At 71.0% G+C, this 16,194-nt stretch carries 15 protein-coding genes; 8 read left to right on the forward strand and 7 right to left on the reverse strand.

All coding sequences use genetic code 11. The annotated features are described in order from the left end of the window. Window positions 1–86: 86 nt before the first annotated feature. Together JJ691_RS36995 and JJ691_RS37000 are read left to right on the forward strand one after the other, a co-directional pair. Window positions 87–1,121: a LacI family DNA-binding transcriptional regulator gene (locus JJ691_RS36995; protein WP_211764167.1), complete on the forward strand. Its 1,035-nt coding sequence runs from the start codon at window positions 87–89 to the stop codon at window positions 1,119–1,121. Window positions 1,122–1,240: 119 nt separating this feature from the next. Then, a complete protein-coding gene (locus tag JJ691_RS37000; RefSeq protein WP_211764168.1) occupies window positions 1,241–2,341 on the forward strand; it encodes a LacI family DNA-binding transcriptional regulator in 1,101 nt (366 codons plus the stop codon). A gap of 63 nt (window positions 2,342–2,404) precedes the next feature. Here the strand turns inward: JJ691_RS37000 and JJ691_RS37005 are convergent, their stop codons facing one another. The 3 genes from JJ691_RS37005 to JJ691_RS37015 all read right to left on the reverse strand — a co-directional run bounded on the left by JJ691_RS37005 (window position 2,405) and on the right by JJ691_RS37015 (window position 5,662). Beyond that, on the reverse strand, window positions 2,405–3,958 hold the full coding sequence (locus tag JJ691_RS37005) for a hypothetical protein (RefSeq protein WP_211764169.1): 1,554 nt from the start codon (window positions 3,956–3,958) through the stop codon (window positions 2,405–2,407). Between the two features lie 156 nt (window positions 3,959–4,114). After that, window positions 4,115–4,855: a hypothetical protein gene (locus JJ691_RS37010; RefSeq protein WP_211764170.1), complete on the reverse strand. Its 741-nt coding sequence runs from the start codon at window positions 4,853–4,855 to the stop codon at window positions 4,115–4,117. A gap of 99 nt (window positions 4,856–4,954) precedes the next feature. Further along, window positions 4,955–5,662, reverse strand: a complete 708-nt coding sequence (locus tag JJ691_RS37015) for a hypothetical protein (RefSeq protein WP_211764171.1) — start codon at window positions 5,660–5,662, stop codon at window positions 4,955–4,957. A 135-nt stretch (window positions 5,663–5,797) separates the two neighbouring features. Here JJ691_RS37015 and JJ691_RS37020 point away from each other — a divergent pair, with 135 nt between their 5' ends. The 4 genes from JJ691_RS37020 to JJ691_RS37035 are packed head-to-tail and all read left to right on the forward strand — an operon-like array spanning window position 5,798 to window position 8,035. Next, a complete protein-coding gene (locus JJ691_RS37020) occupies window positions 5,798–6,304 on the forward strand; it encodes a beta-class carbonic anhydrase (protein ID WP_211764172.1) in 507 nt (168 codons plus the stop codon). 9 nt (window positions 6,305–6,313) lie between these two features. Then, on the forward strand, window positions 6,314–7,186 hold the full coding sequence (locus tag JJ691_RS37025) for an A/G-specific adenine glycosylase (RefSeq protein ID WP_211764173.1): 873 nt from the start codon (window positions 6,314–6,316) through the stop codon (window positions 7,184–7,186). Between the two features lie 44 nt (window positions 7,187–7,230). Further along, complete coding sequence (locus JJ691_RS37030; protein WP_211764174.1) at window positions 7,231–7,488, forward strand: Prokaryotic metallothionein; 258 nt, start codon at window positions 7,231–7,233, stop codon at window positions 7,486–7,488. Between the two features lie 10 nt (window positions 7,489–7,498). Continuing rightward, window positions 7,499–8,035, forward strand: a complete 537-nt coding sequence (locus JJ691_RS37035; protein ID WP_306291329.1) for a 2'-5' RNA ligase family protein — start codon at window positions 7,499–7,501, stop codon at window positions 8,033–8,035. Here JJ691_RS37035 and JJ691_RS37040 read toward each other — a convergent pair. Next, window positions 8,025–8,783 carry an alpha/beta fold hydrolase gene (locus tag JJ691_RS37040; RefSeq protein WP_256449314.1) on the reverse strand — a complete coding sequence of 253 codons (759 nt, stop codon included), beginning with the start codon at window positions 8,781–8,783 and terminating at the stop codon, window positions 8,025–8,027. The two genes, JJ691_RS37035 and JJ691_RS37040, sit on opposite strands and share 11 nt — an antisense overlap. A 33-nt stretch (window positions 8,784–8,816) precedes the next feature. Between JJ691_RS37040 and JJ691_RS37045 the strand changes: the two genes are divergently transcribed. Beyond that, a complete protein-coding gene (locus JJ691_RS37045; protein WP_211764175.1) occupies window positions 8,817–10,226 on the forward strand; it encodes a M1 family metallopeptidase in 1,410 nt (469 codons plus the stop codon). 107 nt (window positions 10,227–10,333) lie between these two features. Here JJ691_RS37045 and JJ691_RS37050 read toward each other — a convergent pair whose 3' ends face one another. From JJ691_RS37050 to JJ691_RS37060, 3 genes are all read right to left on the reverse strand, one after another. Then, on the reverse strand, window positions 10,334–11,356 hold the full coding sequence (locus JJ691_RS37050; RefSeq protein ID WP_211764176.1) for an endonuclease/exonuclease/phosphatase family protein: 1,023 nt from the start codon (window positions 11,354–11,356) through the stop codon (window positions 10,334–10,336). 75 nt (window positions 11,357–11,431) lie between these two features. Continuing rightward, window positions 11,432–13,978, reverse strand: a complete 2,547-nt coding sequence (locus tag JJ691_RS37055) for an ATP-dependent Clp protease ATP-binding subunit (protein WP_211764177.1) — start codon at window positions 13,976–13,978, stop codon at window positions 11,432–11,434. Between the two features lie 258 nt (window positions 13,979–14,236). After that, window positions 14,237–14,620: a MarR family transcriptional regulator gene (locus JJ691_RS37060; protein ID WP_211771944.1), complete on the reverse strand. Its 384-nt coding sequence runs from the start codon at window positions 14,618–14,620 to the stop codon at window positions 14,237–14,239. Window positions 14,621–14,671: 51 nt separating this feature from the next. Between JJ691_RS37060 and JJ691_RS37065 the strand changes: the two genes are divergently transcribed. Beyond that, on the forward strand, window positions 14,672–16,162 hold the full coding sequence (locus JJ691_RS37065) for an MFS transporter (protein WP_211764178.1): 1,491 nt from the start codon (window positions 14,672–14,674) through the stop codon (window positions 16,160–16,162). Window positions 16,163–16,194: the final 32 nt, after the last annotated feature.

Consider the following 16,194-nt stretch of genomic DNA (forward strand, 5'->3'; position numbering starts at 1 on the left):
CGGTCGACGCCGTGGCGTGTTCGTTGCAAAAGCTTTCCGGCCCGGGCAGGCTTCAGCCCGACACGCCCCGAGCGAGGAGGACGCGGGTGCCCGGTCTGGCCGAGATCGCGAAGATCGCGGGCGTCAGCGTCTCGACCGTGAGCCGCGTGCTCAACCGCCGGGCCGGCGTGAACGAGAAGACCCGGCAGCGGGTGCTGGCCGCGCTGGACGATCTGCCGTACTCCCCCCGCGGCCTGGGCGCGCTGCGCCGCACCGGCGTGCTCGGCCTGCTGCTGCCGGAGCTGTCCAACCCGGTGTTCCCGGCGTTCGCCGAGGCGCTGGAGACCAGGGCGGCCACCGCCGGCTACTCCTCGCTGCTGTGCAACACCCGCTCGGCCGGCCTGCGCGAGGAGGAGTACGTGCGCATGGTGCTGGCCCGCGGCGTGGAGGGAATGATCTTCGTGTCGCCGGCGATCACCAACGCGCCGCCCGGCGAGGGCCCGGCGGCCGCCTACTACACGCGGCTGGTCGCCGACGGCGTGCGGATGGTGTTTATCAACGGCGCCACGCCCTCGTTGGACGTCGCCGACATCGCCGTGGACGAGCAACTGGCTGGTTACCTGGCGACCTCGCACCTGATCGCCCTCGGGCACACCCGGATCGGTTTTGTCAGCGGACCCTCGCGGGCGTTGCCGTCACGGCTCAAGCGAGCCGGCTGGGCCGCCGCGCTGGAGGAGAACGGCCATCTCGCGCCGCCGGAGCTGGTCGCGCACGGACCGTTCGAGCCGGCCGGCGGGGCCGCGGCGCTGGCCCAACTGCTCGACACGGCCGCGCCGACGGCGGTGATCTGCTCGTCGGACCAGATGGCGATCGGGGCGATGCGGGAGGCCGCGCGGCGAGGCCTGCGAGTGCCGGCACAACTGTCCGTAGTCGGCTTTGACGACATCCCGTTCGCCGCCCACTGCACCCCCGCGCTGACCACTGTGGCGCAGCCCATCAGTGAGATGTCCGCCGCAGCCGTGGACGAGCTGGTGCAACGTCTGGACCCCGATTCCCGGCGGCGGCCGGCGGCCTCGCACACCCGCCTGTTTCGGCCAAGACTGGTGGTCAGAGAGTCATCAGGACCGATTCCGCGATCGTGACTTGGTCTACACCAAGCTTGCTTAACGCGAAAGACCTGTTGACGTGCCGGGATAGTGCTTCAGGGGGACACGGCCGTCCCCGGCTTCACGAATTGGTTCTTGACCGTTACGGTCACTCCATGGCGCGGTCAATGCATGTGCGACGGCCGGCGACGCTGGCGTCCCTCGCCGCTGAGCTGGGCGTTTCGCGGACAACGGTGTCCAACGCATACAACCGGCCCGACCAGCTCTCGCCGGAGCTGCGTCGGCGGGTGTTGGAGACGGCCCGAAGGCTGGGCTATCCCGGCCCGGACCCGGTCGCGCGCTCGCTACGCACCCGCAAGGCGGGTGCGGTCGGCCTGCTGCTGACCGAGAACCTCTCGTACGCGTTCCGCGACCCGGCCGCCGTCGGCTTCCTGGAAGGGCTGGCGCTGGCCTGCGAGGACGCCGGCCAGGGGTTGCTGCTGGTGCCGGCTAATCCGGAGCGCGAGGACGTGGCCGCCGTGCACCGGGCCGGCGTCGACGGCTTCGTCGTCTACTCCGTGCCCGACGACGACCCGCACCTGGCCGCCGTGCTGGAGCGGCCGGTGCCGACCGTCGTGTGCGACCAGCCCGAGCTGGACACCGTCGACCGGGTCGGCATCGACGACCGGGCGGCCATCACCCAGGTCGCCGACCACCTCATCGACCTCGGGCACCGCCGGATCGGCGTGATCTGCATGCGGCTGGCCCGGGACCGCAACGACGGCTTCGTCAACGCCGACCGCCAGCACACCGCCCACTTCCACGTGCAGCGGGCCCGGCTCGAGGCGCTGGCCACCGCCTTCACCTCGGCCAACGTCGACTGGACCACCGTGCCGGTGGTGGAGCGCTTCGACCACAGCATCGCCTCCGGCGCGTCCGCCGCGGCCCAGCTGCTCGACCGGGATCCCCAGGTCACCGCCCTGATCTGCACCTCGGACATCCTGGCCCTCGGCGCGCTGGCCGAGGCCCGGCGGCGCGGGCTGCGGGTGCCGCAGGACCTCAGCATCACCGGCTTCGACGGCATCACCGAAAGCGAGCGGGCCGGCCTGACCACGGTGCGTCAGCCCGTGCTGGAGAAGGGCCGGGCCGCCGGCAAGCTGCTGGTCAACGCAGCCGACCACAACCGGCCCCGGACCGTGACGCTGTCCACCGAGCTGGTCGTCGGCACCACCTCCGCCCCGCCCCGCATCACCGAGGAACGCTGGTTCGGGCCCTGATCAGACGTGGCAAAAGGCCCCCACCTCCGCGCGGAAGGTGGGGGCCTTTTTTGTGGTTACGGCTCAGATGCCGCTGACCGGCAGGCGCGGCGCGTGGCCGAGCAGGCCACCCAGGACGCCCGCGGTGCTGGGCACGCCCGGCACGATGGAGCGGGCCGAGTCGTTGGCCGGCATGGTCGTGGTGAACGACGGGCCGAGGGCCGGGATGCCGTGGAAGCCGGACACCGAGGCGCCGGGCACGGCCGGCACGGCCAGGGGCAGCTTCGGCAGCACGGAGTCGACGACCGGCAGCTCGCGCTGCTGGCCACCCAGGCCCGGCAGCTGGACCGGCAGCTTCGGCAGGGCTGGCACGGCGGGCAGCGAGCGGGCGTCGGTGTCGACGGCGTCGGTGTCAGCGGAGTCGGCGTCGGTGTCGGTCATCGCGGGCAGGCCGCCGCCCAGCAGGCCGGCCAGCGGCAGCGAGCCCAGGCCCGGCAGCGAACGACCGGTCGGCAGGCCCGGCAGCTGGAGCGGCAGGGCCGGGATGCCCGGCAGCGAACGACCGGCGACGGAACCCAGCGGGGTGCTCGACAGCAGCGCGGCGACCGGGGTCGCGGCCAGCAGGCCCTGCACCATGCTCAGACCCGGCAGCGCCGGCAGCGCGCGCTCCTGGCCACCCAGCAGCGGGAGGGACGGCAGGGCGGGCAGACCCGGCAGGTCACGACCGGCAACGCCGCCCAGCAGGTTGCCCACCGGCAACGTGCCCAGCAGACCCAGACCGGGCAGCTCACGACCCGCGGCACCACCCAGCACCGAACCCACCGGCAGGCTGCCCAGCAGGCCCAGACCCGGGAGCTCACGGCCGGCAGCGCCACCGAGCAGACCCGCCAGCGGCAGGTTGCCCAGCAGACCCAGGCCCGGCAGCGAACGGCCGGCGGGCAGACCCGGCAGCGAGCCCAGCAGGCTCAGACCCGGCAGGTCGCGCTCGGCCGACGCGCCCGGCAGGGGCAGCGGCAGCTTGGGCAGCGCGGGCAGGCCCGGCAGGTCGCGCTCGCCGGTGGCCCCGCCGACCAGCGGCAGGCTGCTGAGGTCCGGCAGCTGGGTCAGCTCGTGCAGGCCACCGGTCGGCACCGCGCCGCTGTAGGTGAAGTTCGGCAGCGACCGCGAGGTGGTCATGTCCGGCAGCACCGACACCGGCAGGCCCGAGGCCACGGACGGCAGCTTGGGCAGCTGCTGGAGCTGCGGCACGTCGGAGATGGCGATGTGGCTCGGGTCCAGGGACCGCTGGCCGCCGCCGAGGCCGGGCAGCGCGGGCAGGCCGGGCAGCTGCGGCTTGGGCAGGTCCTGGCCGTTGAGCTGGACGTTGCTCAGCGACAGGCCGCCGCCGGCGAGGTCCTGCGGGTCCAGCGAGCGCTGCGACTGGCCGATGGGCATCGTCGGCAGCTGGATCTGGCTGGTGTCCGGCAGCGGCGGCAGGCCCTTGTGGCCCACGATGTCGGCCAGGCGCAGCGCGGTGTCCGCGATGCCGCTCGGGTCGCCGATCGGGGCGGGCGCGGCGGCGGCGTTGCCGGCGGTCATCGCCAGCACACCGCCGGCGAGCAGGGCGGCCGGAATTCCGCGCCGCATCCAGGTACGCATGGAAAATATTCTCCTTGTCGAATTCCCGGGTCACGGGAGTTGCCCGGGTGATCCCACGAAAAGCCGATTCGGGGCAGGGATCACCCGTAAATGGGGAAACATGAAAAGTGGACTGCGGACCGAGCGCTGGTCAGTGCTGAATCAGCCTGGAGCGAATCAGTCGGGGGTGATGCCGGGCTGACGGCGCGCGGTCATCGGGACGCAGCGCGAAACCGCGCGCGTGGGCCGGACAGAGGTGTCCGCGGGCGTGCTGACGACACCGTCTCCGAGGCACATGCCGGCATTGCCGGACGGGCCGTCGTGGCCGCAGGCGTTGCCGGGCAGCGACCCGAACGGCAACGCCTCGGACTTGGGCGAGCCGTCCTGGGACGGCAGCTGAACAGCTGGCGCGCTCATGGCGGCGGCCTGCGGAGCGACCGCCGCGACCGGCTCGGCCCCGTGCTCGATCCGGCTCACGGCCGGGGCCGGCACGGCCCGAACCGCCGGACGCACCTCGCCGGCGGCAACAAAAGTACTGGTCACAGCGGTGTTCGCGGTGTCGTGGACCGGCTGCGCGGCCGCGATGTCACCGAGCTTCTGCTCGACCAGGATCACCGGGGCGACCAGGTGCGGCACCGGAACCTGAAGCGCCGGGACAGCGGGAGCGGCCGCCGGCAGCGCCTGCGCCGCCAGCCCCGCGTCCTGCCCGAGGTGCACGGTGTGGGCGACGGAGTCGTCCACCACCGAGCCGGCCGTGGCGACCAGGTCGGTGACCGGGTTGGCCTCGGCCGCCGAGGCCGTCGCCGCGGAGAGCAGCCAGGCCAGCGCGGTGCCGGCCAGCACGCCGCCGACCAGAACGAGGACACGCAGCAGCATCGACCGAAAACGGTCGGCTCCCGCGACTGCCTGCTCGTCCATGACCGGAAACGGATCCTCTCGAACGACTGCCCGTGGATCCTCACCGTACTGGATTCGTGATGGGGAATTGCACCCCCGACCGTTACACCTTCGGGTTAATCAGGTGAGCTTGAACGGCGTCGGGTGACTCGTGAGGCTACCCAGCTTTCCGACCACCACGTAATCGCCGGCGGGCAGCGGCGCCCCGCTCGGCGCGCAGTTCGGCGCGGAGGTGCGGCCGGCCCACGCGATGCTGAACGTGGCCTGCTCGCCGGGCTGGAGCAGCCGGGTGTCGGCCGGCTGCTGGGTGTAGCAGTCGGAGCTGGACCACAGCCGGGTGTTGCCGTCCGCGGTGAACACCAGCAGCTCGCGCAACTGGCGGGTGACCTCCCGCTTGCAGGCCACCGGCCCCGAGTTGGTGACCACCAGCGTGAGCAGCGGCGACTGGCCGACCCGGTAGCTGGCCTGGGCGATGCGGGACTCGACGGTGATCGCCGTGTCCGGGCACGGGCCGGGCGGGGGAGGCGGGGGCGGCGGCCCGGTGGTGGTGCTGGTCGTGGGCGCCGGCGCGGGCGAGGCCGACGACGAGGAGGCCCCGGCCGGCGTGATCGTGCCGCTGGTCGGCGGCGAGGAGGTGAGCCGCTTGCTGGAGGTGGCGGCCACGTTCTGTCGGTTGGCCACGCCCTGCGGGTCGGCCGGCGAGCCGTGGCCGAGCCAAGCCGAGATGATCACTGCCAGGAGCACGACCACCAGGATCGAGCCGCCCAGCGCGAACGCCCGGCGACGCCAGTACACCGACGGGTCGAGCGGTCCCTGTGGCTCGATCATGCACCGACGGTAACCCCGTGGTCGCCGACGGCCAGGGATTCAGGGGATCACTCAATCCGGTTGTGTCTTTACTCAATTGCCCTTGTCAGCGATCGCCTGACCAGGTGCCATAGAGGTCTAGGCAGGAGGTGCGACATGACCGCCATCGACGAGTTGCTCGAACGCAATGCCGCACTGGTCGACCGGACCCGCGGGGACCGATCGTCGGCCAGCCCATCGCTGCACATCGCCGTGCTGACATGCATGGACGCCCGGATCCGGGTGTTCGAGCTGTTCGGCCTGCAGCAGGGCGAGGCGCACGTGCTGCGCAACGCCGGCGGCGTGGCGACCGACGACGTGATCCGCTCGCTCGCGCTGAGCCAGCGCAAGCTGGGCACCCGGGAGATCCTGCTGGTGCAGCACACCTCGTGCGGTCTGTCGATGACCACCGAGGACGAGTTCAAGGACGAGCTGGAGGCCGACACCGGCCTGCGGCCGACCTGGGCCGTCGAGGCGTTCAAGGAGGTCAAGGACAGCGTCCGGACCTCGCTGGCGCGGCTGCGGCACAGCGTCTTCCTGCCGCACAAGGACAACATCCGCGGTTTCGTCTACGACGTGCACAACGGTGCCCTGCACGAGGTGTTGGCGGCCGGCCAGGAATAATCGGGGGCGATGCTTACCGCTGACACCCTGTTGAGCTGGTTCGACGACACGGCCCGCGATCTGCCCTGGCGGTGGCCCGACTGCACCGCGTGGGGCGTGCTGGTCAGCGAGATCATGCTGCAGCAGACCCCGGTCGCCCGGGTCGAGCCGATCTGGCACGAGTGGATGGCGCGCTGGCCGGTGCCCTCGGCGCTGGCCGCCGCCAGCCAGGGCGAGGTCGTGCGGGCCTGGGGCAAGCTCGGCTATCCACGCCGGGCCCTGCGTCTGCACGAGGCCGCCGCGGCCATCGCCACCCAGCACGACGACATCGTGCCCGACGACGTGGACACCCTGCTGGCGCTGCCCGGCATCGGCGCGTACACCGCTCGCGCCGTCGCCGCCTTCGCCTACGGCAAGCGGTGTCCCGTCGTCGACACCAACGTGCGCCGGGTGGTCGCCCGGGCCGTGCACGGGGCCGGCGACGCCGGTCCGCCGTCCACCAACCGTGACATGGCTGATGTCGCCGCCCTGCTGCCTGCCGTCGACGCCGTCGCCGCGCGCTACTCCGCCGCCCTGATGGAGCTCGGCGCCCTGGTCTGCACCGCTCGCACGCCGCGCTGCGCCGACTGCCCCGTCTTCGACACCTGCGCCTGGCAGCTCGCCGGCCGGCCCGCCTACAACGGGCCAGCCAAGGCCGTGCAGAAGTTCGCCGGCACCGACCGCCAGGTGCGCGGCCGACTGCTCGACGTCCTGCGCGGCGCCCCCGGTCCGGTCACCCGCGCCCAGCTCGACGCCGCGTGGTCCGAGGCCGGGCAGCGGGACCGCTGCCTCGACTCGCTGCTCGTCGACGGGCTCGTCGAGCAGACCGACTCCGGGCTGTTCGCTCTGCCGGGTGAGCACTGACGCTCCCGTTTGCCGGGTTCCGGGCCACCCCGCACGCTGTCGGCATGGCGACCTGCGATGTCTGCGGCAACGACTACTGGATGGCGTTCGAGATCCGGACCGTGACCGGCGAGAGCCACTGGTTCGACTCGTTCGAGTGCGCGATGGAGAAGCTCGCGCCGCGGTGCGAGCGGTGCAGCTGCCGCATCGTCGGCCACGGCGTCGAGGTCGAGGGCCGGTTCTACTGCTGCGCCCACTGCGCCCGGACCGTCGCCGAGCTCGGCAACCAGATCCGTGACGCCGTCGGAGTGCGCCCCTCCTGAGGAGTGTTGGATGAACTCCATGGCACAGGCCCTGGAGTTCTTCTTCGACGGTGAGGCCGACACCGCGGTGCGGGCGATGTGGCAGCGACTGGAACGGGCCGGCGTGCCGAGCCTGGCCACCCGCAGCCACCGCCGGCACCGGCCCCACGTCACCTTCGCCCTCGGCGGCGCCTTCACCCGGCCCACCCGCGCCGACCTCGCCGCCGAGCTCCAGCTGCTGGCCCTGCCCAGCATCTGGCTCTACACCCTGGGCACCTTCCCCACCACCGAGAACAACCTCGTGCTCACCGCCGTCGTGGACACCGAGCTGCTGGCCGTCCACTCCGCCGTCCACGACGTGCTGGCCAAGAAGGTGAAGAACCCCTCCGCCTACTACCTGCCCGGCTCCTGGGTCCCGCACTGCGCCCTGGCCCAGGAGATCGACACACCCACCCTCGCCGCCGGCATCGCCGCCCTGCACCCGGTCGAGCCGATCCGCGCCAAAGTCGACGAAGTCGGCATCACCGACACCGTCACCGGCGAGGTGGACGTTCTGTTCACGCGTTGAGCAGACCCGACAGGAACGCCTCCACCGCGCCGCGGTAGACGTCGGGGGCGCTGAGTTGGACGAGGTGGCCGGCGCCTTCGACGAGGAGGTGGCGGCCGTCGGGGACGCGGGCGGCCATGGCGGCTTGCTGGCCGGGGGGCATGAAGGTGTGCTCGGCCTCGATGACCAGCAGCGGGGCCTGGACGCGGTCGACGAAGGGCCAGTAGTCGCGCAGGCCCCATTCGGCGGCGATGCGGTAGAGGTCGTCGAGGTCGGCGATGAGGTGGTAGCCGTCGGCCCGTTCCTCGAAGCACTCGGCGAAGTAGTCGCCGACGGGGCCGAAGAAGGAGCGGACGTGGGCCAGCGACTGGAAGGGCACGGGCCAGTTGGAGAACTCGGCCCGCCAGGAGTCGACGGTGCGGCCGCGCTGGTCGGGGGCGAAGTCCTCGACGACGACCCCGCGCACGAGTGAGGGGTGGGAGGCGGCGAGCACGAGGGAGTGCAGCCCGCCCATGGAGTGGCCGATGGCGATGGCGGGACCGAGGTCGAGGCGGCGGATCACGTCGGCGGCGTCGGCGGCGAAGTCCTCGGTGCGCCAATCGCCGCCGCGATGCGTATTACGACCGTGTCCCCGCGCATCGAGACCGACCACCCGACCGTAGCGAGTCAGCCACTGGGCGACCGGCCACCACGTGGTGGCCCGGCCCATCAGCCCGTGCAGCAGCAGGATGCCGGGGCCGGAGCCGCCGAACTCGACGACATCGAACACGGAGCACTCATACCACCTGGTACACACATCGGCATGCGGGTTGGGAAAGTGGCGGCGCTGCTGGCGGTCGTGGCGTTGTGCGTGGCCTGCACCCCGGCGACGAAGTCGACGGAGGACGGAGTCGAGGGCACGGCGGGGGCGCGCAGCGCGGGCGATCCGTACTACCCGACCAGCGGCAATGGCGGCTACGACGCCTCGAACTACGTCGTCGCGATCACCTACGACCCGAAGTCGCACCACCTGGACGGCGACACGACGATCACCGCCAAGGCCACACAGGACCTCAGCGAGTTCAGCCTCGATCTGGACGGCATGGACGTCCGCACGGTGACGGTGGACGGCCGGGCGGCGGACACCGACCGCGACGGCGGCAAGCTGGTGATCAGTCCGGCGGACGCCGTGGCGAAGGGCAGCACCTTCACCATCGAGGTGCAGTACGCCGGCGTGCCCAACCCGGTCAAGTCGACAAAACTGGGCGCGGAGGGCTGGCAGATCTCCAGCAGCGGCGGGGCCTTCGTGGCCGGCGAGCCGCATTCGGCGTCGACCTGGTACCCGGTCAACGACACCCCGACCGACAAGGCGGCCTTCCACCTGGCGGCCAAGGTGCCGGACGGCTGGAGCGTGATCTCCAACGGCGTTCAGGGCCGCAACGAGTCCAAGGACGGCTGGACGACCTACCGCTGGGACGAGCCGGATCCGATCGCCCCGTACCTGACCACGGTCGGCGTCGACCACTGGACGATGAGCACCGGCAAGCTGGCCGACGGCACGCCGCTGGTGTCGGCGTTCGCCCCGGGCACCGAGGACAAGAAGGCCCTGGAGGACCGGCTGCCGGAGATCCTGGACTTCCTGTCCTCGAAGTTCGGCAAGTACCCGCAGGACGCGGCCGGCGGCATCTTCCTGGCCGACAAGATCAGCTTCTCGCTGGAGACGCAGACCCGGCCGATCTACGCCCATTGGACCGACCTGAGCACGATCGTGCACGAGAACGCCCACCAGTGGTGGGGCGACTCGGTGTCGGTGCAGAACTGGAGGGACGTCTGCCTCAACGAGTGCTTCGCCAGCTACGCGCAATGGCTGTGGGCCGAGGCCAAGGACGGCGCCAACCTCGACGACAACTACCGCAAGTTGGTGCAGAAGGGCGCGCAGGTCTTCGCCGGCAAGCTCTACGACATGGGCGCCGGCAACGAGTTCGGCGCCGTCTACACCAAGGGCCCCATGGCTCTGCACGCGCTGCGCCGCACCATCGGCGACGACGCCTTCTTCAAGATCCTCAAGACCTGGCCGGCCCTGCACCGCGACGGCAACGCCACCTGGCCGCAGTTCGAGTCCTACGTCGAGCTGATCAGCGGCCAGGACCTGAAGGGCTTCTTCGACGCCTGGTTCCGCGGCGCCACCCAGCCCGCGAACCAGTACCTGTGGCCAGGGAACCTCAAGCCCTGACCCACACGTCCTTCTGCCCCACCACGATCACTGGTGGAACAGCCGGCCAGCGCTAACGCGAGCAGCCCAAAAACAGCTGAAGTCCTCCCCCTCATGGGGAAAGCTTCTCAGCCGTTCACGGTGGCGACGAACTGGGCCAGCACGGCCCGGTGGTCGGTGCCGGGGACGTCGAAGGCGGCGAAGGTGTCGACCGGGCAGCGCTTGTCCACCAGCACGTGGTCGATGGGCAGCAGCGGCGGCAGCCGCCCGCCGGTGGGCCAGGTCGGCAGCAGGCCCTGGCCGGCCTGCGAGGCGGCGTCGACGAAGCCGCTGATCATCTGGGCCCGCAGGCCGGCGTGGTCGATGGTGGCGTTGTAGTCGCCGGCGAGCACCATCGGCGGCGCGCCGTCCACGATGTCGGGTAAGGCGTCCAGCTCACGCTTCCAGGTGTCGGTGGTGTTGTCGTCGGTCGGCGGCCGCACGTGCACGGACTGGACCTGGATGGCGCGGTTCTGGGGCAGCGACACCTGGGCGGTGGCCTGCGGGAACGTCGTCGGCGTCTCGATCTGCACGGGGGCGAGCGGGTAGCGGGAGGCGATGCCGGAGCCGGTGGGCCCGTCGCCGGGCTGGAATATCTGGTTGGGCAGCTCGGCCGCGAGGCCGGCGGCGGCCAGGGCGGCGACCGATTGCGGGGTGAGCTCCTGGAAGGCGACGACGTCGATGTGCTGGGCCCGGATCAGGGCGACGACGGTGGCGGCGTCGGCCCGGCCCTGGGCCAGGTCGAGGCTGAGCAACCGGACGGCCGGCCCGACGCCGAGCGGCCGGGGCGCGGTGAAGGCCCGCGGCGCGACGGCGGCGAACAGGCAGACGGTGAAGGCCAGCGCCACCACGGCGACGGCCCAGCGTCGCACCAGCATGGCGAACAGCACCAGCAGCGCCCCGCCGCCGGCGGCGTACGGGGTGCCGGCCAGCAGCACCACCATCACGTGGTCGCCGTCGATGCCGAGCAGCCGCAGCGCGACCATGGCGATCACGGCGGCGGCCAGCAGCGAGAGCAGGAAGGTCAGCGGCGCGCCGCCAACCTTGCGCCGGCCCTCGTCCGGGTACGCGGGCAACCGGCGGGACGCGCGGGTTCGCACGGTGCTGGCCACAGCTCCCATTGAACACGACAAAAGGGCGGTTCCCCGAACATCCGGGAAACCGCCCTTTCGGACTAGCGGGTCAACTCACTCGCCGTCGAACTCCTGCGCGGTGTCGCCACCGTGGGCGGCCAGGCCGACCGGCGGGGCGTCCGGGATCCGCATCGGACGGGTCTCGCCGCGGAACACGAAGTGCGCCTTGTCGTCGGAGCCCTCGCCGTTCCAGCCCTCCACATCGCAGAGCACGATCTGGCCGGGCTGCAGCTCGCCGAAGAGGATCTTCTCCGACAGCTGGTCCTCGATCTCGCGCTGGATGGTCCGGCGCAGCGGCCGGGCGCCCAGCACCGGGTCGAAGCCCCGCTTGGCCAGCAGCTGCTTGGCCAGCGGCGTGAGCTCGAGCGACATGTCCTTGTTCTTCAGCTGGGCCTCGACCCGCGTGACCATCAGGTCGACCATCTTGATGATCTCGTCCTGGGTCAGCTGGTGGAACACGATGATGTCGTCGATGCGGTTGAGGAACTCCGGGCGGAAATGCTTCTTCAGCTCGTCGTTGACCTTGATCTTCATCCGCTCGTAGTTCGAGCCCTCGACACCACCGCCGGAGAAGCCCAGGCCGACGGCCTTGGAGATGTCCTGCGTGCCCAGGTTGGAGGTGAAGATGATCACGGTGTTCTTGAAGTCCACCGTGCGGCCCTGACCGTCGGTCAGGCGGCCGTCCTCCAGCACCTGCAGCAGCGTGTTGTACACCTCCTGGTGCGCCTTCTCGATCTCGTCGAAGAGCACCACCGAGAACGGCTTGCGGCGCACCTTCTCGGTGAGCTGGCCGCCCTCCTCGTAGCCCACGTAGCCGGGAGGCGCGCCGAACAGCCGGGACGCGGTGTACCGGTCGTGGAACTCGCCCATGTCGATCTGGATGAGCGCGTCGTCGTCGCCGAACAGGAAGTTGGCCAGCGCCTTGGACAGCTCGGTCTTACCGACACCGGACGGGCCGGCGAAGATGAACGAGCCGGAGGGGCGCTTGGGGTCCTTCAGACCGGCGCGGGTGCGGCGGATCGCCTTGGAGACGGCCTTGACGGCCTCCTCCTGGCCGATGATCCGCTTGTGGACCTCGTCCTCCATGCGGAGCAGACGGGTGGTCTCCTCCTCGGTGAGCTTGAAGACGGGAATGCCGGTCCAGTTGGCCAGCACCTCCGCGATCTGCTCGTCGTCCACCTCGGCGACGACGTCGAGGTCGCCGTCCTTCCACTGCTTCTCGCGCTCGGCCTTCTGCGCGAGCAGCTGCTTCTCCTGGTCCCGGAGCTTGGCCGCGCGCTCGAAGTCCTGCGCGTCGATCGCGGACTCCTTGTCCCGGCGCACGTCGGCGATCTTCTCGTCGAACTCGCGCAGGTCCGGCGGCGCGGTCATGCGGCGGATGCGCATCCGGGCGCCGGCCTCGTCGATCAGGTCGATCGCCTTGTCCGGCAGGAAGCGGTCGTTGATGTAGCGGTCGGCCAGCGTGGCCGCGGCCACCAGCGCCGAGTCGGTGATGGAGACGCGGTGGTGCGCCTCGTACCGGTCGCGCAGACCCTTGAGGATCTCGATGGTCTGCTCCAGCGTCGGCTCGCCGACCTGGATCGGCTGGAACCGGCGCTCCAGGGCGGGGTCCTTCTCGACGTACTTGCGGTACTCGTCGAGGGTGGTCGCGCCGATGGTCTGGAGCTCGCCACGGGCCAGCATCGGCTTGAGGATGCTGGCGGCGTCGATCGCACCCTCGGCGGCGCCCGCGCCGACCAGGGTGTGGATCTCGTCGATGAACAGGATGATGTCGCCGCGGGTGCGGATCTCCTTGAGCACCTTCTTCAGGCGCTCCTCGAAGTCACCGCGGTAGCGGGAGCCAGCGACCAGCGAGCCCAGGTCCAGGGTGTAGAGCTGCTTGTCCTTGAGCGTCTCGGGCACCTCGCCCTTGACGATCATCTGGGCCAGGCCCTCCACCACGGCGGTCTTGCCGACGCCCGGCTCGCCGATGAGCACCGGGTTGTTCTTGGTGCGGCGCGAGAGCACCTGCATGACCCGCTCGATCTCCTTGGCCCGGCCGATGACCGGGTCCACCTTGCCCTCGCGGGCCAGAGCGGTGAGATTGCGGCCGAACTGGTCCAGCACGAGCGAGGAGGACGGAGTGCCCTCGCCGCGGCCGCCGGCCTCGGCCGGCTCCTTGCCCTGGTAGCCGGACAGCAGCTGGAGCACCTGCTGGCGGACGCGGTTGAGGTCCGCGCCCAGCTTGACCAGGACCTGGGCGGCCACGCCCTCGCCCTCGCGGATCAGTCCGAGCAGGATGTGCTCGGTGCCGATGTAGTTGTGGCCGAGCTGCAGCGCCTCGCGCAGCGACAGCTCAAGCACCTTCTTGGCCCGGGGCGTGAACGGGATGTGCCCGCTCGGCGCCTGCTGACCCTGACCGATGATCTCTTCCACCTGCTGGCGCACGCCCTCGAGGGCAATGCCCAGCGACTCCAGCGCCTTGGCGGCGACACCCTCACCCTCGTGGATCAGACCCAGGAGGATGTGCTCGGTGCCGATGTAGTTGTGGTTGAGCATCCTGGCCTCTTCTTGAGCCAGGACGACCACCCGCCTCGCGCGGTCGGTGAACCTCTCGAACATATGCACTCCCTGACAGCTGCGTCGGCGGTCCTCCACCCACCCATGACCTCGCCGGTGGGGTCAGCACCTGGGGTCCACTGTAGTAGGCGGACCCGTCGCTCTCAGTGCCGCTCGCAGCCGCAGACCCCGCGAGCGCCCTGACGCTAGGCACAACGTGGGTTCTGACAGGCAGATTCCCACTGTCCGCTGAGCGCGAACAAGCCACCATCAGCTGACATTCACTGTGATCGGGGTCACCAAAAGGGTGAAATTCGGACCTCAGGCCAGGTTGGCGGCCAGCACCTCGCGATGAGTCGGGGCGGCGGCCTTGTGCCGGGCGCGGCCCGCCTCGGTCAGCTCGACGTAGATGCCGCGCCGGTCGTCGGAGCACAGCGTGCGGGCGACCAGCCCGTCGGCCTCCAGCCGGGCCACCACCCGCGACAGGGCGCTCTGGCTGAGCTGCACGCTCTTGCCAAGCTCCTGCATGCGCAGCGCCGGCTTGTCGCAGCAGGCGTCGGACAGCTGGTCGAGCACCTCGAACTCGCTGGCCCCCAGGCCATGCCCCTCGCGCAGCTCACGGTCCAAGGAGCACCACGTGGAGTGGTACCGCCCCAGCAGGTCACGCCAGGCGCTCACGAGCTCGTTCTCGGTCACGCCCCGCATCTTAGTACCCATCGTCATAAGATTCCAACGCATTAAATCCGCTTGCATTAGATGCAGACGCATGTAGTCTTGCCAACCGTGACCACACCGGCAACACCCGTCCTGTCCGCCACCTCCGGCACGCGCTGGCCCGCGAGCCTGTGGGCGGCGTTGATGCTGCTGTGCGGCGTGCTGTTCCTGGACGGCCTCGACGTCTCCATGGTCGGCGTCGCGCTGCCCTCGATCGGCTCCGAGCTGCACATGTCCACCTCGTCCCTGCAATGGGTGATCAGCGGCTACGTGCTCGGCTACGGCGGCTTCCTGCTGCTCGGCGGCCGCACCGCCGACCTGCTCGGCCGCCGCCGCGTGCTGCTGCTGGCGCTGGGCGTGTTCGCCGCCGCCTCGCTGCTCGGCGGCCTGGTGAACGACCCGACCCTGCTGATCGCCGCCCGCTTCATCAAGGGCGCCGCCGCCGCGTTCACCGCCCCGGCTGGCCTGTCGATCATCACCACGACCTTCCCGGAGGGCCCCTCCCGCAACCGGGCACTGTCCATCTACACCGCGTTCGGCGCCAGCGGCTTCTCCTCCGGCCTGATCCTCGGCGGCCTGATGACCGAGGTCGGCTGGCGCTGGACCTTCCTGCTGCCGGCCCCGATCGCCATCGCCGTGCTGATCGCCGGCATCAAGCTGATCCCCGACCACGGCCGCCCCGACGGGCCGCGCCAGGGCTACGACGTGCTGGGCGCCGCGACCAGCACGCTGGCGCTGCTGCTGCTCGTCTACACCGTGGTGTCCGCGTCCTCCGTCGGCTGGGCCTCGCCGATCACGCTCGGCTCGTTCGCGGTGGTCCTGGCGCTGGTCGTCGCCTTCGTGATGATCGAACGCCGGGTCGCGCACCCGCTGCTGCGGCTGGGCATCCTGCGCAACAAGAACGTGCTCGCGGCCGACCTGACCGCGATGGCCGTCTTCGGCTCCTACGCCGGGTTCCAGTTCATCGGCACCATCTACATGCAGTCGCTGCTGCACTGGTCGCCGCTGAGCATGGCGCTGGCCTTCCTGCCGGCCGGCCTGATCGTCGCCTTCGGCGGCCCGCGCACCGGCGCGCTGGTCAACCGGTTCGGCGCCGGCCGGATCGTCGCCCTCGGCCTCGCCTCGTTCGTCGTGGCCTACGGCCTGTTCCTGCAGATCGACGCCAATCCGAACTACGCACTGGCCATCCTGCCCAGCATGGTGCTGCTGGGTCTGGGCTTCGCGCTGTCCTTCCCGGCCCTGAACATCCAGGCCACCACCGGCGTCGGCGACGACGAGCAGGGCCTGGCCTCCGGCCTGGTGCAGACGTCTTTCCAGGTCGGCGGGGCCATCGCGCTGGCGGTCGTGACGGCGGTGCTGGACGCCGCGGCGCCGCGGACCACCGCCGAGGTCATCGCCAGCTACCACCCGGCGCTGGCTGTGGTGACCGGCATCGCGCTGGCCGGCCTGATCGCCACCGTGGCGATCAGCGGCCTGCGCAAGCCGGCCGCCGAGCAGGAGCCGGCCCTGGAGCCGGAGCTCGCCCAGGTCTGACCCACCGGCTCGCCGGATTCTGTGGGGGAGTC

It is taken from the genome of Kutzneria sp. CA-103260 (genome assembly GCF_018263855.1).
In the GTDB taxonomy this organism is placed as follows: Bacteria; Actinomycetota; Actinomycetes; order Mycobacteriales; family Pseudonocardiaceae; genus Kutzneria.

Bases quoted from the DNA above. Each gene is read 5' to 3' on its own strand.
- JJ691_RS37000 (WP_211764168.1), top strand. From the start codon at position 1,241: ATGGCGCGGTCAATGCATGTGCGACGGCCGGCGACGCTGGCGTCCCTC.
- JJ691_RS37005 (WP_211764169.1), bottom strand. From the start codon at position 3,958: ATGCGTACCTGGATGCGGCGCGGAATTCCGGCCGCCCTGCTCGCCGGC.
- JJ691_RS37010 (WP_211764170.1), bottom strand. From the start codon at position 4,855: ATGGACGAGCAGGCAGTCGCGGGAGCCGACCGTTTTCGGTCGATGCTG.
- JJ691_RS37015 (WP_211764171.1), bottom strand. From the start codon at position 5,662: ATGATCGAGCCACAGGGACCGCTCGACCCGTCGGTGTACTGGCGTCGC.
- JJ691_RS37020 (WP_211764172.1), top strand. From the start codon at position 5,798: ATGACCGCCATCGACGAGTTGCTCGAACGCAATGCCGCACTGGTCGAC.
- JJ691_RS37025 (WP_211764173.1), top strand. From the start codon at position 6,314: ATGCTTACCGCTGACACCCTGTTGAGCTGGTTCGACGACACGGCCCGC.
- JJ691_RS37030 (WP_211764174.1), top strand. From the start codon at position 7,231: ATGGCGACCTGCGATGTCTGCGGCAACGACTACTGGATGGCGTTCGAG.
- JJ691_RS37035 (WP_306291329.1), top strand. From the start codon at position 7,499: ATGAACTCCATGGCACAGGCCCTGGAGTTCTTCTTCGACGGTGAGGCC.
- JJ691_RS37045 (WP_211764175.1), top strand. From the start codon at position 8,817: ATGCGGGTTGGGAAAGTGGCGGCGCTGCTGGCGGTCGTGGCGTTGTGC.
- JJ691_RS37055 (WP_211764177.1), bottom strand. From the start codon at position 13,978: ATGTTCGAGAGGTTCACCGACCGCGCGAGGCGGGTGGTCGTCCTGGCT.
- JJ691_RS37060 (WP_211771944.1), bottom strand. From the start codon at position 14,620: ATGCGGGGCGTGACCGAGAACGAGCTCGTGAGCGCCTGGCGTGACCTG.
- JJ691_RS37065 (WP_211764178.1), top strand. From the start codon at position 14,672: ATGCAGACGCATGTAGTCTTGCCAACCGTGACCACACCGGCAACACCC.